The 21,023-nt window shown below is 47.7% G+C and carries 20 protein-coding genes and 1 tRNA gene; 11 read left to right on the plus strand and 10 right to left on the minus strand.

The window, feature by feature from the left end; all coding sequences use genetic code 11:
* Nucleotides 1-29: 29 nt before the first annotated feature.
* The 3 genes from BLV87_RS06515 to BLV87_RS06525 are packed head-to-tail and all read right to left on the minus strand — an operon-like array spanning nt 30 to nt 3,787.
* Complete coding sequence (locus tag BLV87_RS06515) at nt 30-917, minus strand: SH3 domain-containing protein (RefSeq protein ID WP_175517864.1); 888 nt, start codon at nt 915-917, stop codon at nt 30-32.
* The gene (locus tag BLV87_RS06520; protein ID WP_093066628.1) at nt 914-1,336 is read right to left on the minus strand and encodes a DUF3293 domain-containing protein; all 423 of its coding nucleotides are present in this window, start codon (nt 1,334-1,336) and stop codon (nt 914-916) included. The genes BLV87_RS06515 and BLV87_RS06520 overlap by 4 nt, the downstream gene beginning before the upstream one ends.
* Before the next feature lie 27 nt (nt 1,337-1,363).
* Nucleotides 1,364-3,787, minus strand: a complete 2,424-nt coding sequence (locus tag BLV87_RS06525) for a sugar-binding protein (RefSeq protein ID WP_245706934.1) — start codon at nt 3,785-3,787, stop codon at nt 1,364-1,366.
* Nucleotides 3,788-4,054: 267 nt separating this feature from the next.
* Here BLV87_RS06525 and murA point away from each other — a divergent pair, with 267 nt between their 5' ends.
* The 7 genes from murA to pyrE all read left to right on the plus strand — a co-directional run bounded on the left by murA (nt 4,055) and on the right by pyrE (nt 10,625).
* On the plus strand, nt 4,055-5,314 hold the full coding sequence (gene murA, locus BLV87_RS06530; RefSeq protein ID WP_093066632.1) for a UDP-N-acetylglucosamine 1-carboxyvinyltransferase: 1,260 nt from the start codon (nt 4,055-4,057) through the stop codon (nt 5,312-5,314).
* A gap of 4 nt (nt 5,315-5,318) precedes the next feature.
* Complete coding sequence (gene hisG, locus BLV87_RS06535; RefSeq protein ID WP_093066831.1) at nt 5,319-5,963, plus strand: ATP phosphoribosyltransferase; 645 nt, start codon at nt 5,319-5,321, stop codon at nt 5,961-5,963.
* Nucleotides 5,960-7,021 (plus strand): 3-deoxy-7-phosphoheptulonate synthase AroG, encoded by a 1,062-nt coding sequence (aroG, locus tag BLV87_RS06540; protein ID WP_093066634.1) that lies wholly within the window; start codon nt 5,960-5,962, stop codon nt 7,019-7,021. Before hisG ends, aroG begins: the two co-directional genes overlap by 4 nt.
* A 3-nt stretch (nt 7,022-7,024) precedes the next feature.
* Entirely contained in the window at nt 7,025-8,326 is a 1,302-nt protein-coding gene (hisD, locus tag BLV87_RS06545) for a histidinol dehydrogenase (protein WP_093066636.1), read from the plus strand.
* Between the two features lie 186 nt (nt 8,327-8,512).
* Nucleotides 8,513-9,001 (plus strand): hypothetical protein, encoded by a 489-nt coding sequence (locus tag BLV87_RS06550; RefSeq protein WP_093066638.1) that lies wholly within the window; start codon nt 8,513-8,515, stop codon nt 8,999-9,001.
* 117 nt (nt 9,002-9,118) lie between these two features.
* A complete protein-coding gene (gene asd, locus BLV87_RS06555) occupies nt 9,119-9,973 on the plus strand; it encodes an archaetidylserine decarboxylase (protein ID WP_093066640.1) in 855 nt (284 codons plus the stop codon).
* Nucleotides 9,974-9,983: 10 nt separating this feature from the next.
* Nucleotides 9,984-10,625 (plus strand): orotate phosphoribosyltransferase, encoded by a 642-nt coding sequence (gene pyrE, locus BLV87_RS06560; protein WP_093066642.1) that lies wholly within the window; start codon nt 9,984-9,986, stop codon nt 10,623-10,625.
* On the opposite strand, the gene BLV87_RS06565 is transcribed toward pyrE, so the two are convergent.
* Entirely contained in the window at nt 10,622-12,070 is a 1,449-nt protein-coding gene (locus BLV87_RS06565) for a cytochrome-c peroxidase (RefSeq protein ID WP_093066644.1), read from the minus strand. The genes pyrE and BLV87_RS06565 overlap by 4 nt on opposite strands.
* 180 nt (nt 12,071-12,250) lie before the next feature.
* Here BLV87_RS06565 and BLV87_RS06570 point away from each other — a divergent pair, with 180 nt between their 5' ends.
* Nucleotides 12,251-12,796 carry a helix-hairpin-helix domain-containing protein gene (locus tag BLV87_RS06570; protein WP_093066646.1) on the plus strand — a complete coding sequence of 182 codons (546 nt, stop codon included), beginning with the start codon at nt 12,251-12,253 and terminating at the stop codon, nt 12,794-12,796.
* A gap of 54 nt (nt 12,797-12,850) precedes the next feature.
* Here the strand turns inward: BLV87_RS06570 and BLV87_RS06575 are convergent, their stop codons facing one another.
* From BLV87_RS06575 to BLV87_RS06585, 4 genes are all read right to left on the minus strand, one after another.
* Entirely contained in the window at nt 12,851-13,108 is a 258-nt protein-coding gene (locus BLV87_RS06575; RefSeq protein WP_093066651.1) for a helix-turn-helix domain-containing protein, read from the minus strand.
* A 123-nt stretch (nt 13,109-13,231) separates the two neighbouring features.
* Nucleotides 13,232-13,405, minus strand: a complete 174-nt coding sequence (locus BLV87_RS19275) for a hypothetical protein (RefSeq protein ID WP_175517865.1) — start codon at nt 13,403-13,405, stop codon at nt 13,232-13,234.
* Nucleotides 13,406-13,586: 181 nt separating this feature from the next.
* A complete protein-coding gene (locus BLV87_RS06580; protein WP_093066653.1) occupies nt 13,587-14,111 on the minus strand; it encodes a disulfide bond formation protein B in 525 nt (174 codons plus the stop codon).
* Between the two features lie 51 nt (nt 14,112-14,162).
* On the minus strand, nt 14,163-16,211 hold the full coding sequence (locus BLV87_RS06585; RefSeq protein ID WP_245706935.1) for a monovalent cation:proton antiporter family protein: 2,049 nt from the start codon (nt 16,209-16,211) through the stop codon (nt 14,163-14,165).
* Between the two features lie 105 nt (nt 16,212-16,316).
* On the opposite strand from BLV87_RS06585, the gene BLV87_RS06590 reads away from it, so the two are divergent.
* Entirely contained in the window at nt 16,317-16,745 is a 429-nt protein-coding gene (locus BLV87_RS06590) for a hypothetical protein (RefSeq protein WP_093066655.1), read from the plus strand.
* A 3-nt stretch (nt 16,746-16,748) separates the two neighbouring features.
* On the plus strand, nt 16,749-18,494 hold the full coding sequence (locus BLV87_RS06595; RefSeq protein WP_093066657.1) for an ABC transporter ATP-binding protein: 1,746 nt from the start codon (nt 16,749-16,751) through the stop codon (nt 18,492-18,494).
* A 103-nt stretch (nt 18,495-18,597) separates the two neighbouring features.
* Here BLV87_RS06595 and BLV87_RS06600 read toward each other — a convergent pair.
* Nucleotides 18,598-18,674, minus strand: a tRNA-Met gene (locus tag BLV87_RS06600).
* Nucleotides 18,675-18,799: 125 nt separating this feature from the next.
* On the opposite strand from BLV87_RS06600, the gene BLV87_RS06605 reads away from it, so the two are divergent.
* A complete protein-coding gene (locus BLV87_RS06605) occupies nt 18,800-20,116 on the plus strand; it encodes a hypothetical protein (RefSeq protein ID WP_093066659.1) in 1,317 nt (438 codons plus the stop codon).
* 17 nt (nt 20,117-20,133) lie between these two features.
* On the opposite strand, the gene BLV87_RS06610 is transcribed toward BLV87_RS06605, so the two are convergent.
* Complete coding sequence (locus BLV87_RS06610; RefSeq protein WP_093066661.1) at nt 20,134-21,003, minus strand: PfkB family carbohydrate kinase; 870 nt, start codon at nt 21,001-21,003, stop codon at nt 20,134-20,136.
* Between the last annotated feature and the right edge of the window lie 20 nt (nt 21,004-21,023).

Here is a 21,023-nt window from a genome sequence, read left to right on the forward strand (position 1 = left end):
ACCGCACCGCACCTTGCTTGCGACTGCGGTTATTTCAGTAACTTAATCGTTTCAAATGCATCCATCTCACCCATCACGTTGCCGCCGCCGTCGTATTGGGTTCCTGTACCTACAGTGACTTTCACCTTTTGATTCTGGAACTTGGTTGGCATTTCCGCCACCTCGTTCCAAGGTTCACATAGCGTTGCCGTACACAAGCCTGAATGTTGCTCGCCTTGCTTGTCTGTGATCACCAAATAGCAATTGTCGCCACATTCATAGGAGGTGATGAGTCCTTCCAAGGTTTTACTTGCCTTAGTGGTGTCAGATTCGTCAGCTTTATCACTATCAGCCACAGGCAGTTTTTCCAGAAAAGCATCAAAGGCGTAAGCACTCTTACCTTGCCATTCGATCTTTACCCACGTACCCGCACGCCCTCCAATCGAATCGGTTTTATCGGTGAACTCTAAGACCTTTACTTTACCGCCATAGGGAACATTGCCGAGCTTTTTACCAGTAACATCTGCGCTTTTGCGTACCGTCAAGTTAGGTTTAGCAATAGCTTGATACCAACCACCACTCACTTCATCGCTATCGGGTTCTGTTACGGACTCTTCAGCACTGGCAATAATCTCATTCAGTACCGCAAGGCGAGCCGTGTAAACTGCTTTTAAACAAGCAATATCTTCGCAAACATCACGCTCATCCGTCAGCCATGCAACTTGTGCCGATTTCAAAGCAGCTTTATCGTCAGTGCTTTCCAACGCTTTTTTGAATGAAACCGCTAACAGATCATCCAAACTGGACAATTGCTTGGTATTACACACGGTTTTCTCTGACCATGTTTTGGCTTTGGCGCAATTGAAACTGGCTGCATGGCTGTGCAACGGTAATACCAATGCTGCCACTAATAGCAAACCTCGAATGCAGTGTTTCATCCGGCTAATACCACCAATTGCGGTACAGCAGTCTCCGCATCTGCCCATAAAATAGCGTTTTGTGCGTATTGCTCACCCAGTGATTTGGCATTTTCTAAATCCAAGCCCGGTACAAGAAAGCTTGCCTCACCTTGCCACTCACCCGCCGGGTCTAACCCAATGGCTGGAATAGTGGTGTACCCGTATTGTGCCAACTCCGCCGCTAATTGTTGTTGAGCACTGGCATTTTCAGCCTCACTCAACGGCCAACTGTGTGGGTTGCAAGCGGTAATAAAAGCGGCACAGTTATGCCCTCTTGTGCGCAGCAATGCGGCAAGCTCCGGTGAAGGGCTATCCGTTCTCAGCGTAAACGCCCCTTGTGGATCTTGCACTTGGTAATGTGCTGCATGGTAAGCCGCCAGCAGTTCTGATGTCATCATCGTGAATTCCCCGTGTTATTAATGCTGTTATTCGCCCAAAATCACCCCACCGAATAACGATGGATTTTGCCAAGACTCGTCTTGCTTGGCCTTCCAAGCCAACTTACCGTCACGATCACCACCGTCATCGTCGTCGTCAATGTGTACATCTATCCCTAAGCGCTGCCCCGAACGCGGGTTAACCTGTAAAGCCGACCAAGGCAAAGTTACATCCAACATATAACCATTACTGGAACGTATCATGCTATGAGTCAATGGCATACGGTCAATTTTAGGTGAGTTTTTGCCCAACACAACTGTGCCAGTTTTTAGGTCAAAAATGAAGTGGAAGTCGTTATATTGGTCATATTGTGGACGCATGGAAGCATCCGCATCCAGATAAAGTTCCACCGCATCATCTTCCCAAGGCAACGTAGAATCACTTATGCCCGGACGGTCATCTTCAACACCTATGCGCAGGTACAGGTTTTGCTGATCCCAACTGGCTTGCCACATGGCGGCTAAATCTGTCGTGCCATCTATTTTGCCATTCAACATATTACGCAGTTGATAGGCTGTCGCACCTTGCCAAACATCTGCCGGATTACGCACCCGCCGAATAAGGGCATTACCGCCTGCAACGTATTGCTCACTCGGTGCATTGCGCATGGTGACCAGCGTTGGTTGCACGGCTGCTTGCGGGGGCATAGCCTCTTCTGGAGGAATATTGCCCATAGGGAACGGTGGAGGTTCACCGTGGATTGGTTCGTATTGTGGTGCTGTGGCATCCAAAGGTTCCGATTGTGTTTTCAATGCCTCCAAGGTGCTGACGGGTTTCGCTTGGCGTACCAAAGTGTTACCCGAACAACCATTCCACCAACAAGGGTTAGCACGGGTAAATGCCATTAACGCACGGTGCTTTGGTGCTTGTGCATCCGCTTGGGTAATGTATTCCTTGGTGCCAAAGCTACCGTATTTGCGGTAAATACGCGGGGAGCTAAAGTGTACAAATAATTTGCCACCCGCCTGTTTCCAACCGGCTAACAGTTGTTGGTAAATGGAGGCCATTTGTGGGTGACGGTTAGCGGCGTAAAACAAGTTATTGGGGTGCTGACTATCGGATTTAGTGGTCATATCCACCAAATGTTGCCCACCCTCATAGGCAATTAAATCAACCCCGAAACTTTTTGCCATCTCCGCTTGCTTGCCAATAAGCTTGATTTCATTAGGCAGGGAATGTGGGTACTTCGGGTCGGTCATCACCCGGAAAATATCATTCACACTACGCGCCTGACGTAAGGCATTCGCATCACCAAACACATAGGGTGCAACAGCATACGCATCGGTAAAGCGGTAAGCACCGTTGTAGGACAGCACTGTTTTGGTCATTTGGGTGCTGCCCACCAGCCCTGACATCACCCGTACTACCCGTTTATTCCCACGAAACACTTGTTCCCAAATCCCAAACACATCCACCGAACGTTTGGAATAAAACTTATACGCAGCCTGATTCGGATCAGGGTCTAACCCCATTTGCATCCCTTGTTGCTTGGCGAAAGCGTGTTGGGTGAAAACACCGTTCCAGACTTCGTTGGAATATTCCACATACACCTTCAAAGTTGGGTCAAGGTTTGTCTGCACGTATTCAGCAAAACGCCGAATAAAGTCGTTGCTCGCTGCATGTGGCATGGAAAACCACGGATCAGCGTGCAAACGGTTGGCAAGTTCGACCATGACTTCCATGGGTGCGCCACGGATACCCTCTGCGCCCCCCCAGGTTTGCTGGTCGATGCTGGCACGGTCTTCCCACGCATACACCGGATTACGGGTAATACCGCTCATGTTCATAAAGCGAATCACGCGGAAATCCCGCATATAGGTCAGGTAATCGGGATTGAAAATGATCTTGCTGGAGTGCTGTTCAAATGCCAGATAATCACCCCGGCACTGCCCTGCGCCAGCCACACGCTGAAACGGGTTACTCCCGCAAATTCCACCCGGTGGCAGGATGCGGATATTGCGTATCGGGTTGGCGGGATTCGTTGCCATAATAAACAACGTGGCATTCAGCTCGTTATCTTTGCCTGGTTCAAGCGTAATGATGTCCCGCCCCTGCATGTTTTCCACTAAGATGGCATCATTGCGGTACTCCAACTTACCCTCACCATCGTATAAAACGGTGTAACGCCCACTAGGGATAGTTCCAGCAGGTAACTTACTCACAAAGCGTGTACCTGCTTGCCCCCCCGTAGAAATCTTTTTAGGCCAGCCGTAACGATCATATTCGATATGACCTTTATTCAATTGATGGGCTTCACGAAACGGCAAAGCCATTTTCATCAAATCAATGAAGGGTACGCTTGAATCGTCATCCATGATTTCATTCGTATTGGTTCCCAACGCAGAATGACTGTTGTAGAAGGCTGAGGCTGGTTTAACCGCCATTAACCCCAATAGCAGTAAGAAAGCCATAGCCCAGCGGCTCCCCCCCCAATGGAAAGCATTTATCATGATTTACTAAACCCCATATTATGATGAGCAGCCGTAAAAGCCCTGCCTTTTCGCTGCTTTATTGCCCAATATCTTTTAATTGGAAAACAACTTTGCCGATTAAGTTCCCTACCTTGCCCCCAACGTCGCAGTTTGTAGGAAAGTTTGCAGGATGCGGTGAATCCCCCCGCAATTTTCGCTATTATTCCATCCTTTTGCTGACAAGCGACTGAATCGGATCTTAATACCATGCAAAAGCTGATTATCGAAGGTGGCGTAACACTGGATGGAGATGTCGACATCTCCGGTGCAAAGAATGCTGTACTGCCCCTGCTCGCGGCGACCTTATTGGCAGAAACGCCGATGACTATCCGCAATGTGCCACGCTTAAAAGATGTGTCTACCTTGGCTGCGGTCATTGAAGGCATGGGCGTTACAGTAGAAACCGATGAACACCATAATATCCATACCAATACCGCTACCATTCAGCATTTTGTCGCGCCGTATGATTTGGTGCGCACCATGCGTGCCTCCATCCTTGTGCTGGGACCGATGGTGGCACGTTACGGTGAAGCCGAAGTGTCTTTACCCGGTGGTTGTGCGATTGGTTCACGTCCGGTCAATATCCATTTGACAGGATTGGAAGCGATGGGTGCGAGGATCGTGGTCGAAGAGGGCTATATCCGTGCCACTGCCAAGCGCCTCAAGGGTGCAAAAATCGTCATGGACATCGTAACGGTCACCGGCACAGAAAACCTGTTAATGGCAGCAGTATTAGCAGAAGGTACGACCGTATTGGAAAATGCAGCACGTGAACCGGAAGTGGTCGACCTTGCTAACTGCTTAATTGCCATGGGTGCGAAGATCAAAGGCGCGGGTACGGACAAAATCACTGTCGAGGGCGTGACCAGCCTCCAGGGTGTGGATTACAGCGTCCTGCCTGACCGTATCGAAACGGGTACTTTTTTAGCAGCCGCTGCGATTACTGGTGGGCGGGTAAGGACTTTAAAAGCCGCACCTGATACACTCGATGCTGTACTGCACAAATTTACCGAAGCAGGTGCATTAGTGACGACCGGGGCTGATTGGATCGAAGTCGATATGCGTGACCGCACTCTGAAAGCGGTGGATATTCGCACTGACCCCTACCCCGCGTTCCCGACCGATATGCAGGCGCAATTCATGGCGATGAATGCCGTTTCACGAGGCATCGGCGTGATTGTCGAAACCATATTTGAGAACCGTATGATGCACGTTGCCGAATTGATGCGTCTGGGGGCAAATATCCGCTTGGAAGGCAATACTGCCATTGTTGCGGGGATGCCTTATCTCAAAGGCGCACCCGTCATGGCAACCGATTTACGCGCTTCGGCCTCATTGGTGTTGGCTGGCTTGGCGGCGCAAGGCAAAACCACGGTTGATAGGATTTACCACACTGACCGTGGCTATGAACGCATTGAAGAAAAACTCTCCCGCTTGGGTGCGCGAATCCAGCGAGTAAATGGATAAGATTGTGAAAGATACCTTGACCATTGCGCTTTCCAAAGGGCGCATTTTCAAAGATACCGCCCCGCTATTAAAAGCCGCTGGTATCGAACCTTTGGACGACCCCGAAACCAGCCGCAAGCTGATTCTTGATACCAACCGTGACGACGTAAAGCTGGTTATTATCCGAGCTACGGATGTGCCAACTTATGTGCAGTACGGCGCGGCTGATTTGGGTGTGGCAGGCAAAGACGTGCTGATGGAACATGGCGGTCAAGAGCTGTACGAATTGGTTGACCTAAAAATTGCACGTTGCAAACTCATGGTTGCAGGCTTTCCAGACCGCCCGTTGCCGACGACAGGGCTGAAAGTTGCCACCAAATTTGTGAACTGCACCCGCCGCTATTTTGCGGAGCAAGGCCGCCAAGTCGATGTAATCAAACTGTACGGCTCGATGGAGCTTGCCCCGCTGGTTGGCTTGGCGGATTGCATTGTGGACGTGGTAGACACCGGTAACACCTTGCGTGCTAACGGGCTTGCGCCACTCGAACACATGGCAAACATCACCTCGCGTTTGATCGTCAATAAAGCATCCATGAAACTCAAACATGCCGCCATTCGTGAGCTGATTGCACACATTCAGGCTGCAGTCGACCAAAGGAATCCCTCATGAAATACCAAACTGACGACCTGCGCATTATCGGAATGCACGAGTTAACCCCACCGGTGGAATTGCACCGTGAATACCCCTTGAGCGAAATGGCTACCGAAACCGTGTATGCGGCACGTCAAGAAGCCCACCGTATTTTGCATGGCGAGGATGACCGTTTGTTGGTCGTGGTAGGGCCTTGCTCCATTCACGACGTGGATGCAGCCATGGAATACGCCGCACGTTTGCAACACTTGCGCCACACACTCAAAGATCAATTGCACATTATCATGCGGGTCTATTTCGAGAAACCACGCACCACTATTGGCTGGAAAGGTTTGATCAATGACCCGGATATGGATAACAGTTTCCACATCAACAAAGGCTTGCGCATGGCACGTAAGTTATTGTTGGATCTAAACAATCTGGGGATGCCTGCTGCCACTGAATACCTAGACCTGATCAGCCCGCAATACGTAGCGGATTTGGTAAGCTGGGCGGCAATTGGTGCACGTACCACCGAAAGCCAGGCTCACCGTGAACTCGCCTCTGGTGTTTCCTGTCCAATTGGTTTTAAAAACGGCACGTATGGCAATTTGAACATTGCGATTGATGCGATTGGCGCGTCTTCGCGTCCGCACCATTTTTTGTCTGTCACTAAAGAAGGGCGCACGGCGATTTTTGCCACCAAAGGCAATGAAGATTGCCATGTGATTTTGCGCGGCGGGCGTGAGCCAAACTATGACGCTGCCAGTGTTGCTGCTGCGGTTGATTCCTTGGAAAAAGCGAAATTGCCACCGTATCTGATGGTTGATTTCAGCCACGCTAATAGCTACAAAGATTATCGCCGCCAGCCAGAAGTAGCAGCAAGTGTAGCAGAACAGCTTACAGCAGGTAGCAAAGCCATCACCGGTGTGATGATCGAAAGCCATTTGGTGGAAGGCAACCAGAAAGCGGATGGTAAAAAGCGCGAAGAGCTAGTCTACGGGCAAAGTATTACTGACGCTTGTATTAACTTCGACACCACCACTGCCGTACTGAACCAGTTGGCTGAGGCCATTGAAAAGCGTAGGAGTATCTGAAATATGCTCAACATTACCGAACTAAACACCACCGACAGCGACTTCTGGACAAAACTGCAAGACTTGCTGGCATGGGAAAGCGTCTCTGATGACGCTGTATTCAACACCGTCAACGGCATTCTCAAAGATGTGCGCAAACGTGGTGATGCCGCTGTGGTGGAATACACCAACCGCTTCGACCGCATGAGCGTTGGCAGCATGACCGAGTTGGAAATTCCATTGGCGCGTTTGCAAGCAGCTTTGGAGAATATTACACCAGAACATCGAGCAGCATTGGAACAAGCAGCAGCTCGCCTTAAGTCTTATGCCGAACACCAGTTGCTAAACTCATGGAGTTACACCGAAGCAGACGGCACATTACTGGGTCAACAAGTCACTGCATTGGATCGGGTTGGGTTATACGTTCCCGGTGGCAAGGCGGCTTACCCGTCTTCTGTGCTGATGAATGCGGTACCCGCCAAAGTCGCAGGCGTGCCAGAACTGATCATGGTCGTGCCTACCCCCGATGGTGAAGTCAACGAATTGGTGCTGGCAGCAGCAGCGATTTCTAACGTTGACCGTGTATTTGCCATCGGCGGCGCACAAGCCGTTGCCGCACTTGCTTATGGCACTGCTACCGTTCCTCAAGTTGATAAGGTCGTTGGGCCTGGCAATATCTATGTAGCAACTGCCAAACGTATGGTGTACGGTACTGTTGGCATCGACATGATTGCAGGCCCCTCCGAAATCCTCGTCGTATGCGATGGCAAAACCAACCCAGACTGGATTGCAATGGATCTATTCTCTCAAGCTGAACATGATGAGGATGCTCAATCCATTTTGGTTTGCCCCGATGCAACTTTCATCGAGCAAGTAAAAGCCAGCATCAACCGTTTGGTGGAAGAGATGCCTCGCAAGGAAATCATTTCCACCTCACTACGAAATCGTGGCGTGCTGATCCATGTGCAAACTATGGATGAAGCTGTGAAAGTTGCCAACTACATCGCACCAGAACACTTGGAACTTTCCGTAGCAAACCCGCGTGAAATGGCGACACAAATTCGTCATGCTGGGGCAATTTTCATGGGACGTTATACGGCAGAAGCGGTGGGTGACTACTGCGCAGGGCCAAACCACGTATTGCCAACTTCACGTACCGCACGTTTCTCTAGCCCACTGGGGGTTTATGACTTCCAGAAACGTTCATCCTTGATTGATTGCTCGGCAGAAGGCGCTTCAACACTGGGCAAGATTGCGTCAATCTTGGCTCGCGGTGAAGGACTTATTGCCCATGCGCGGTCAGCAGAATATCGTATCAAAGACTAAATAACCCTGCTTACTATTTAGCAACAAAAAGCCCCGACGAACGGGGCTTTTTGTTCACTGCAAAAAGTTCACGATAATTGCAAAAAAGTTGCAGTTATCGTGCAAAACCCTCTTTACATTAGCAAGTTCTAATATTATTATTAACCCATACTGAAATTTTCCAAATCAATGCTAGGAGATACAATTATGAAACTGCAAACTATCGCTTTCGCTGCTCTGATCGCTTTCGCTGGTACTGCTTCTGCTGACTTCACTGATGGTTTTGACAATGGTTCTGCCACCGGTCAAGGCGCTGGTCAAGGCACTGGTTCTACCAGTGGTCAAGGTACTGGTTACGGTACAGGTAATGGCGATGTAAACGGCTGGGGTCGTGGTAAAGGCGACGCTGATGGCGAAGTTGATTTCGCAATCACTTTCAAAGGCAAAGGCCGTACTAACATGGATACTGACATGGCTGCTAACGGCAAAGGCAACGGTGACTGGTACGGTGCAGGTAACGGTTATGGCTACGGCAACGGTAATGGCAACGGTTACGGCTACAACAACTTCGCTGCTGAAGGCGCTAACAATGGCTTCGCTCCAGCAATGATGGCTCCACAAATGCCAACACCTGCTACTGCCCAAGCACCGGTAGCGGCTCCTGCTGTTGCTGCTCAAGCACCTGCTGCTAAGTAAGACCAGACGCAAGCATCACAGTTTGCTAAAAGGCATCCTTCGGGATGCCTTTTTTGGTTTATTCTCCCCCAATTTCCCGTATTATCCCGCTTTTAGTTCCTGACACGCGAATCCTGCATGAATCTACTCGATGCTTTGAAATCCTGGCCGCTGTATCTGTTGCCACATCACTTTATTTCCCGACAAGTGTTCCGCCTGACCCGTATCACCTGTCCAACTGTAGTACCCCATGCTATCCGCTTATTCAGCAAGATATTCAAGGTGAACCTCACGGAAGCCGTCAATTCTGACCCTGCTAGCTACCCAACGTTTAATGCCTTTTTCACCCGACCACTACAAGCCGAGTTACGCCCAATAGCAAAAGGAACACAGGTATTGGTCAGCCCAGTCGATGGCCGCATTAGCCAAATGGGTAGAATTGAAGCAGGGCGAATTTTTCAAGCCAAAGGCCATGAATATTCTGCATTGGAATTGCTGGGGGGAGATGAAGCCCGCTCAGCTCCATTTCTGAACGGTCAGTTCATGACGATTTACCTCTCGCCGCGTGATTATCACCGTATCCATATGCCACTGAATGGCACATTGATCGAGCAAGTGTATGTACCGGGGCGATTGTTCAGCGTTGCGGGGCATACTGCCCGCACAATTCCACGTCTGTTTGCACGTAATGAACGGGTCGTGGCTATATTTGATACCGAATTCGGCAAATTAGCCATGATATTGGTCGGTGCTATCAATGTAGCCGCCATCGAAACCGTGTGGGATGGCTTGGTAACACCACCACAAGGCTGGGGTGTCAAACGCCAAGTATTCCCTGATATTACCTTGAGTAAAGGCACGGAAATGGGGCGTTTCAACATGGGTTCAACCGTTATTCTACTGTTGGAACAGCCACACATAGTTTGGGAGAAAACGCTGGGAGCCGATGTCGCCCTAAAACTGGGGCAAGCCTTAGCAGACTTAAAAGCATAGGATGAAAGCAATGAAAACATATCAACAAGATTTTCTGGATTTTGCTATCGGGCAAAGAGTGTTGCGATTCGGTGAATTTACCCTAAAGTCCGGTCGAGTCAGTCCTTACTTTTTCAATGCAGGCTTGTTCCAAACGGGTTCTGCCCTCTCTCGACTTGGTAAATTCTACGCGCAAGCCATTGTGGATTCTGGTCTGGCGTTCGATATGCTGTTTGGCCCTGCTTACAAAGGCATTCCCTTAGCAGCAGCGACAGCAATTGCTCTATATGAACATCATGGCAAAGACTACCCCTATGCCTTCAACCGCAAGGAAGCCAAAGATCATGGCGAAGGTGGCACCATTGTCGGCTCTCCCTTACAAGGTCGCGTACTAGTTATTGATGATGTCATGACAGCGGGAACGGCAATTCGTGAATCGGCTGACATCGTAGCCGCCCAAGGTGCAATCTTAGCGGGTGTAGCCATTTCACTCGACCGCCAAGAGCGCGGCAAAGGTGCTCAGTCCGCTGTACAAGAGGTGGAAGCCTTATACGGCATCAATGTCATTAGCATCGTCGGTTTGAGTGAGGTCATCAACCATGTCGGTAGTCATCTAAAAGACACTGCCCTACTGGAAAAAGTACAGGCATACCGCAACGAATTTGGTGTCTAAAACCTCGCCTGTAAGATTGATTTTGGTAAACCTGCAACAGGAGGAATCCAAGGTTGCAGGCAATCTACATGTGTCACACACGGGTCAGTCAGGGTGTGTAGAAATGCAACTAAATACTGCACATCCTCTTCCTGATACGCCTGCCCCGCCATATCAGTATTACTACCCAACATGTCACGCAGGTTTGCGGCAAATTGCTCGGTTGGAATGTTTGGCTGCTTTAATTGCCCACTGTCATAATTAAGCGCTGCCTGAAATGGGTTTAGCATGTGCCGGACAATGGCATTAAGGCTGGTATACGCGCCGTTATGTCCCCATGGCCCCGTCACTGCCACATTCAGTAAACTGGGTGTACGAAACCGAAATTTATCGTCTGGATTTTGCGTCACTAACCAACGTCCATAATCCTGCTGCACTTCAGTATCCATATTGCCTTTACCCGGCCCTAGCGGCGGCATCAATACATTACGAAAGAGTTCATCTGTAAAGAAATCCCCCCGATGACAGCTTGCACACGCATACCCACCGGCCTCACTCTCCCGAAAAAACAATAACGCGCCACGTTTTGCCGGTTCACTGATCGCCGCAAGTTCACCCTGTACATACTGTTTCCACGCATGGTTAACAAATACTTGCGAACGTTGATATTCCGCTAAAGCTGCCGCAATATTTTGCTCGGTAATCAATTCCGCTGCTTGTGCCTGAGGTTGTTGGTAGACTTTACGAAATGCATCCAGCCAGTAATCCGTTTCCTCAGCGGGCAATCGCTCTTCAGGTATTGCACCATACCCCCCCAAACGCTCGGCTAAACGTTCACGGCAAGATTGCGCAGTACCACCAACATCAAACGTTTTGCCACGCATTTCATGGTTTGATGTCACGGGAAATCGTGCTTGTGCATGAACCAGATTACTACCTGCCAAGGGGTCTGGCTGTAAATAAGCGACATCTGGGGTGGTAATTCCCGTATCAAGTTGCGCGACCCGTCCATCATGGAACATGAACTGTTGCCACAACCCAATATTAAACGTGGTTGGCGCATTACGTGGTACACCAAGACTTAAGCCCCCCTGTAACAAACGTTTATGCCCCAATACATTAGGATCAACCGCATCCACCCCAATCGACAATGATAAGTTATCCCCTCCCCCCAACAATGGATGATGACAACTTGCACAGGCAACATCCCGATTGCCGGACAGTGACTTGCTAAAAAACAAGTGCATCCCCAACTGTGCCAAAGGTGATTCGATGGTGGGCAATATTCGACCTTGCAGCGCATCACCTGAAAGCCCATGCTGCTGAATCAATCCTCTCAGTGTGGTATCTAATCTGGAGCGCAATACTTTTGCACTGCTATTATCCGGTTGATAGATATTGGATTCATCCTGACACCCTCCCAACAATAACAAGACCCAAGCAAGTGCAATAAACTTTAATAGCATATGAGCAAGACACTAAAAGCAATGAAGTAATCACATTATTACATTGCTATAGATCAAGTCGGGAGGAGGTTTGTCTGCCAAACCCTACCATTTGGTGTATTCTGTCCGCCGTATTATGTGTTTAGAATCTGCTTTGTAATAAAAAGCATTAAATACATGCTAAATCAATGGAGTTTCACAATGTCTAAACTAATAGGCGTATTTATTCTTGGAATACTGGTGGGTTGGTTAGTTGAATGGATTTTTGTCCGTTTGTTTGTACCTAATCCGAAGAAAAAACTCGAAACAGCCCTGCAAATCAGCCGTAAAGAAAATGATACGCTACAAAAGCAAAATCGTGAGTTACAAGCAGAACTGAGTACCGCAAAAGAAAAACTTGTTGCATCACCCGCCCAAACTCTCACGAATGCAGCAGAACTTATAGTGGTTCCTACCTCCAGAGCGACACCTGTTACCTCAACGCCGGTTGTTGAAACAACAGTGGCTGATGATCTCACAAAATTAAATGGTATTGGTCCGAAACTGGCGGAAGCTATGCAGGCAAATGGTATTAAACGTTATGCACAGTTAGCAGAATTAACGATAAATGACCTCAATGAGAAACTTGCATCAAGCAACATTCGTTACAGCAAAGCATCTGCGGAAAGTTGGGCTAAGCAGGCAACATTAGCAGCAGCGGGCGATTGGGATGGGTTAAAAACATATCAAAATGCATTAAAAGCGTAATGGCTAACCGGGGCGGTTACGTTAAACCGCCCCTTTTAGCCATACTTACTCCAGTTAGAGCAAGTTATGGCGCTTCAGTTTAGTACGCAATGTAGCACGGTTAATACCCATACACTGAGCAGCCTTAGACTGATTGCTGTGCGTGTAACGCATCATGATTTCCAACATAGGGCGTTCCACTTCATCCAACACCAAACGGTAAATGTTTGATGCCTCATGATCGCCCAGTGTATCCAAGTAATCTTGTAAAGTACGGGCAACTGTTTCAGACAAAGAAGCGTCCAGACCGGCACGAGAAGATGTATTCGTCATATTAATGCAACCTTTTTAGTATTTGTTGGTACGATTCTACACAATGTTTGATGAACCGTAGCCAACTGCTTTCAGGAGTCGTTATCGTAAAAATTCCTTTTTGCAACTTGTCTTGGAGGTGATTCAATCCAGATACCACCCGATATGCTTCCTTGCAATACGGAAATCAGCATCCGCTCCATAGAAGTCATAAATAGCGCCAATGTAATCTAAAACGACTCGACACCCTTCATAGACACGCTGTTGTGTAAAAGGTTCTCTACGCTCAGAAAATCTTTTATTTGCGAGAATATCCATGGCAGACCCCAAGTCGCCCGACATATATCGGGCTATCGGCATGTGTTTACTTTACAAGAGCTTTCACTATAAAAACTATCTAACTAAACGCATATCCTGAATAAAAGAATACCATAGAGTGAAATATACCCAATACATTGGGTTGATAAACGGTAGTGTCCAACAGAAAAACGGCTAAGATTTAACGCATAGAAAATGTACCGACATGCCTATTGCTTCGCTTAAAGAATAACCAAATTAAATAAAAAGCAAAGAATATAAACACTGGAAAGGTTAATTGTGGCATTCCTAACCCCCAGATAGACCAACTCACCTCATCACAACCAGCACTACTGCGTAACAATGCCTCTGTCACCTGCCCCTGAGGTAAAGCAGCAATAAAACGATCTAACCATAATTCTAAACCCGGCCCACAAGAATCAGCCTCCTCTGATGGCAAGCTCAACAACCACACCTGACGTAACGCAACCCCGACACTGAACAGTCCCACCACCACCAACAGTCCCCCATAGACTTTATCAACTAACCCGGTAGGATTATGCAAAAAAGCCAATAACGCTACCAAGCCAATACCTATCATTGCCATTCGTTGCAAAATACACAGCGGGCAAGGGTCTAAACCCATCACAAATTGAAAAAACAAGGCTGCTCCCAATAACGCTAAACAAAAGACAAACACAAATAAGTAATGTGGGCGTTTATTCATAGCAGCACTCTCTCAAAAAAATACTCATACAACTGTCTTCATCAATACGCGTTATGATTCGGCTGTAGCAACCGCACTATTTTTTGCTAATTTCCCACCCGTCTTCAAGAGGTTCTCCACCTCCCGAAAACATTCGGCTTTAGTACCTTCTAACACCAATACATCCCCCGTTTGCAGAAAAATAGTTGCGGAAGGCTCGTCCCCCCGAATATCACCCCGACGTAATGCTTTAATGTTCACCGCAAAACGCTTTAACTCCAACTCTTCAATGCGCTTACCCACTGCATAATCAGTCATCTGCAAGGTAAACGTATGTAAAAAAGCTTCAGCAACTTTACCACTCGACATCGGCTTATCTTGATCCCCGTGATAATAGCTATGCAACGAACGGTAACTATCCTGACGAATTTTTTCTGTCATCTGGAACACTTCATCCGGGCTAAACCCAAGTTGCTCCACAATACGTTGAGTAATCATCAAGGTTGCCTCCAAACTCTCCGGCAACACACTGGTTGCCCCTAAGCGTTCTAAAGCCTCCAAATGGCGCTCATCGCGAGTACGCACTAAAACTGGCACATCAGTACGTTTCAAACGCACCGCTTCGATAATACGTTTAGCCACTTCAACATCCACTACAGTGATAACCACCATACGAGCACGGTCTAAACCAGCAGCCATCAAAATCTCTGGACGCGTCGCATCCGCATAATGCACCGGATCCCCCGCTTCCCAAGTTTTTTCTACAATACTCGGATCAAGATCAAGCGCAATATAAGGCACGCCCTGCTCCTGTAAAAAGCGAGCAATATTTTGCCCCATACGCCGGTAGCCACAAATGATTACATGGTCATCTGCCTCTTTAACAGCCGCACTGACATCTGCTACATCCTTAAACTTTTGATAACTATAAGTATCAGCTAACAATAGGTTCGTAATTTTATCGTTATAGCGAATAATAAACGGGGAAAGTGCCATGCTAATCACGATAGCAGCTAATGTCGTTTGCGACTCACCGGAGGACATAACTTGGTTACTTAACGCTAAGGCCAATAGCGCAAACCCAAACTCCCCACCTTGTGCTAACACCAACCCGGTACGTAGTGATGTCGCATTATTCTTCACAAAGAGACGCGTTAATACGGCAATTAATAAGCCCTTGCCGACAATTATCCCGACCACTAACAACAACACAGGAAGCCACAACGAAGGCAGGACAGAAATATTTAACTTAGTCCCCACCGTGATGAAAAATATCCCCATCAGAATATCCCGGAACGGGCGTATTTCACTCTCAATCTGATGTTTGTATTCTGTTTCACTGAGCAGCATCCCAGCAAGGAATGCTCCCAAAGCCAATGAAAGCTGCATTGACTGTGTAAGCCAAGCTGCCGTTAGAGCCACAAGCAACACCGTAATATTGAATAACTCAATCGACTCGGCACGAGAAATATACTGAAATAAAGGGCGCAGTGTGTAATGCCCCACCAACAACATCACAAAAAACAACACTGCTGCCGAGAAAATATTTAGCAACAGTTCACTGGTATTCACCTCTAGGTTGCCGCTACCTGCCAACAACGGGATCATTACCAAAAAAGGCACGACCGCTATATCCTGAAACAACAAAATACCTAACGCTGACTGCCCATGTGACGCACGCATTTCTGCCTGATCGGTTAATTGCTTGACAACAATCGCTGTTGACGACATTGCCATTGCCCCACCCGCTACTAAAGCACTTTGCCATTGCACGCCAAAATAAGACAAAATGACAATGCCCGATAGCGTAGAAATCACCACCTGCAACCCGCCCAAACCAATAATGGTGGTACGCATCGCCATAAACTGCTTCAGCGAGAACTCCAGCCCAATCGCAAACAGCAGGAAGACCACACCGACCTCCCCCATGAATGCCAAGCCTTCACTTTCCGGGATAAACCCCAAGCCATGCGTCCCCATTACCGTGCCCACTAACAAGTAGCCCAGAATAGGCGGTAAATGCAAGGTGCGAAACGCAGCAACTGCACCGACAGACATGACCAGTAACAGCAGGATACTTTCCAAGAGTCCATGCTCGTGTAATATTTCGTGTTCTGCCAAGGAATCCCCTACAATTTGCTAAGCCGTATTGCCAAGTATACGGGTTTCTGACCTTGTAAACACCGTATCGGTTCAGTTCTTATCCAGATTCAATTGAGATAGACCGTGAAAAAAACAGCTTATTGGCGGCAACTACTCTTATACGTATGGGTTGCCCCCATCACCGTCTGGTGCTTACCGTTAGCCTTGCTCGCAAAGTGGACAGGGGGTGGATACGCCATACATTCAGGAGTACTGGAAATTTGGGGCGGTTGGGTCGGGCAACGGCTAGATCGCGGCATTCCCTTTCTCGGTGCAGTCAATGCAATTACCATCGGGCATATCGTTGCCGGAGTCTCCCCCCAACATTTACACAATAGCCGAGTGCATGAGCGCGTTCATGTAACACAATTCGAGCATTGGGGCTTACTCTTCCCCTTTGTCTATTTTATTGCAGGCATACGAGCACAACAACGTGGGGGCAGTTTTTACTGGGATAACCCTTACGAAATCGAAGCCCGCACCAGAGCCGCTGCGGCAAAAGGAAAATCTTAAAATATGGACGTTATTTTTCGCGAATATGGCACTATCATCCGCCAAAAATGGGGCTGGTTTTTGGTCGTTCTGCTGGGAATTTCTGGGGGATCAGGTCTGGCACTGCTGGTTCCACTGTATTACAAAGAAATTGCTAATGGCTTATCCAAACCTTTCACAGCGGCAACACATGAACTTTTATTGCAAAACCTAAGCTATATCGCCGTAACTTACGGCGTTATTTGGCTCAGTTGGCGAGCGCTGGAACTCGGCATGATCATGTTCCAAAGCTGGGGACTAAACCAACTCGATAAACGCTGTTTTGATGTTTTGGTCAAACAACGCCATCATTTTTTCGAGAACAATTTCGCGGGTAGTTTAGTCAAGCAAGCCAACCGTTTTATTAAAGCGTTTGAAACCATCATCGACTGGATGATTTTTGAATTTTACGGCAATTTGCTGCAAGTCAGCCTCGCCTTCATTATTTTTTACCAGCAACAACCAACTTTTGCCCTGTATTTCCTGATCTGGGTCGTACTATTTCTAGGGTGGAGTGGCGGATTTCTGGTCTGGAAACTCAAGTTTGACCTGCGCGTAGCGGCCATGGATTCCAAACTCGGTGGTGCGTATGCCGATGGCATCAGCAATATTGCTATCGTTAAAAGTTTCGCGCTGGAACAACGCGAACGTGCCAATATCGGCGCACTGGCTGATGAATCCTACCGCAAACGCAATGTGGCCTGGCTGTTGACCTTTGTATCCTTTGCCGTACAAAGTACCTTGGTCTTCGGCATCGAGCTATTGTTGATTTATTGGATGATCGGTGAATGGCAACAGGGCGCATTCGAGATCGGCGAATTTGTGCTATTCCAAACAGTACTACTGCTCATCATTCGGCATTTGTGGGATTTTGGGATGAATTTCAGGCGTTTTTTCAACGTACTGGCCGATGCACGGGAAATGGCTGATGTGTTCCGCCAAACGGATTTAGAGGAAAATCATGCGGGAATGCAGGCACATACCATTACTCATGGCGACATTCGCTTTGAACACCTCAGCTTTGCGTATGGCAAAGAAAATAAACAAGTTGGCTTGTTTGAAGATTTCAACCTGCATATTAAATCGGGTGAAAAAGTAGCATTAGTGGGGCATTCTGGTTCAGGCAAAACCTCGCTGACCAAACTCTTGTTCCGTTTTGTTGATCCACAACACGGTAAAATCCTGCTGGATAGCATTGACGCAAGCAGCTTTACCTTAGCCTCGTTGCGTGAACAGATTTCCCTAGTTCCACAACAACCAGACTTGTTTCACCGCAGTATCCGCGACAATATTGCGCTGGGTAAAGCGATACCCGATGACCAACTGCGTGAGGTAGCACGTAAAGCCCGCGCTTTGGATTTCATCGAAAAACTTCCCCAAGGCTTTGAAACAATGGTGGGAGAACGTGGCGTGAAACTCTCTGGCGGTGAAAAGCAACGCATCGCCATTGCGCGTGCTTTCTTGGAAGATGCGCCAATTGTGGTATTGGATGAAGCTACCAGTGCACTAGATTCACTCACCGAACAACAGATTCAGGTTGCTATTTTCGAGCTTATTGAGCATAAAACAGCGATTGTGATTGCGCATCGGCTCTCCACCATTCTACGTATGGACAGAATCATTGTGCTAGAAAATGGGCAGATTATCGAACAAGGTACGCATAACGAACTACTGGCGTTACAGGGCAAATACTACGAAATGTGGCAACACCAGAGTGGAGAGTTTTTATGAAGCAGATGGCTAGACCCCACCACATCAAATGTGGCTGAAACATGATACTATCTGAAATAGAAAAGCCTTCGCAAGTTGCGAAGGCTTTTCTATTTCAGAGTCTTGGTGGCTACACCTAGATTCGAACTAGGGACCCCATCATTATGAGTGATGTGCTCTAACCAACTGAGCTATGTAGCCAAGAGGTGGCGATCATAACCACTATTATCTTTGCTGTCAATACCCATTCTCTTAACTTAGTTAGATTGAAGATAATCTGTTCTGTTACACTCTTACGAAGACTCAATAGTTGCAAGGAACAAAGCATGAGTGTCGTAGACGAGAAATCTATCTTTATCGCCATGAAACAGAATGGGCCATTCTCTATCCATAACCAACCATCATGTTCTCACCCATTTTCCCGTCAAAACCGCCTCTGGGTAAAAGCCTTTCAACAAGACAAACAAATGGCAACCAAGTACCGCGCAGTACGCGACCAATTGTTTGATCTATTGCAGATTGAGTGCTTCGACGACATACCAGACCTACTCCGCAGTACTGCATTGCGTGAACAACGCAGCGAACAAGCTTACCGGCTATTAGGCAATTTGTTCGGCATCAGCGGGGAATTACCTGCTATACGCAGCAAAATTCACGAATACATGAATACTGCTGATGCCGTCATTGGGCAGCTTCGTGGCAAAGTACTAGCTGCTTACAGTTCGCATATCGAAATCAGCAACGAAATTGAAACAGCGAAAAACCCAGTTGACCTATTGCTAACCATTTTCGATGACCGTTATCACCAGAAAATCCGTTTCGAGGCCAAGCGCAAACTGGTACTGATGGGATTGGCTGGTTCTATCGACCAGCGTGAACGTGAAACTGACATCGAAAATAAGTTTTCCGCTTTCCTGAACTTCCTCAACCAGTACGTTTGGAGTCCGCAACTCAAGATTGGAGAATTGGAAATCGCCTACCTGCACAGCTATCACGACACGACCGATTTTAGTTGCAAACAGGTCGACATTATTGATGCCGAAACCGCCCACCATCTGCATGAATTTGCAGAAAATGAGAAATTGACACTGGTCAAACGCCGTTTATTTCATACTAATGGAGAAGAGATCCCAGTCTATGTGACTGTGCGCAAAAAAGATTCGGCAGCCAAAGTGCTAAAACTATTACGTAAAAATGAGAAAAACCCAGCTGTCGCAGTCGATGATGAATTAGGGCTGATGGCAGTGTTGGATAACATCAATCATGTCAAACGTTTTGTACGACATCTAACTCGCTCAGCGGTAAAAGCTGGTTCAATTATGATGTTAGAAGACATTTCCGATACCCTAGCTGGGCGTCAATACGCTGCCACCTCTGTTGGCAGCAGTAGTAATACCCAAATGCTGAAATTCTTTGCCCGCATGGGGGGAATGCGGGTAGAGTTCATTATTCATACCAACCAATCTTATCTCAACTACCGTTACCAGCGCGGCACCTCACACGATGAATACGAAGTTAGGCGGTTATTTGACTCTGGTGTAACCGAATTTCTATTTCCCTACGACATCTATCGTTTAGATATGCAACAAGTGCGTGAAAAACAGTTACAGCGGTTTAGAAAAAATATCGAGCAGCAGAGATAGTTTAGTCTTTGATTGACTTAGGCCCAATGTAAAAAACCACTCAATCCCTGTTGCTGTACCTTATGCCCTGCCATTTTCACCGCATAATGCAGTGCCTCTTCCAGCAATTGCCCGGTCGCCAACGCATGGATCAAACAAGCGTTGAACACATCCCCCGCCCCTAAGGTATCCACCACTTTTACCGCTAATGCAGGCACATGGAATATCACACCCAGTTGATCAATTGCCCATGCGCCTGCTTCTCCCCATGTGCAGGTCATCCACACATTGCCATGCTTAGCTTGCCGATCACGCAAAAAATGTTCAGCATCCTTAAAACCTTGTGCCTGAGCATAAGCACGCGGAAACATAACCAAATCTACCAGCGGTATCAGTTCTTCCAAGCCGTCACGCACTTTTTCAATTTCCAAAGACACAGGTTGGTCAACAATGTTTTCACGGGTATAAGCCAGCATCTTTGCCAACTCCGTCACATTACGCCCTTCAAAATGCAACCAGTCGTAATGCGCAATGGGGATGTGATAAAAATCTTCTGCTGCCAACTCCACTAAATCACGATAGTGTACAATAGTGCGACTACCATTTTGTTGATTCAAGGTGATGTACGATACTGGCGACTTACCTCGTTGCCGCTTCACCTGTTCTAAATAAATCGACTTTTCCGTTAATGTACTGTAAATAAAATCCCCATCATTATCTTGGGCAATTACCCCTGTGAAATCACAGCGGTGTAAATGTGCAGCCAACACCTGTGCCACATTAGCGGCATTACCACCGGTATCCCGCCACTGATGTAAGGCTCGCATTTCCTCATCTTCCTGCGGGTAATGATCGACCACATTGACAATATCCAAGGTGGCATTGCCTGTTACCAAAATAAAACTCATAAATTTTTCTCGTCCATGTG

This window comes from Thiothrix caldifontis, assembly GCF_900107695.1.
Classification (GTDB): domain Bacteria; phylum Pseudomonadota; class Gammaproteobacteria; order Thiotrichales; family Thiotrichaceae; genus Thiothrix; species Thiothrix caldifontis.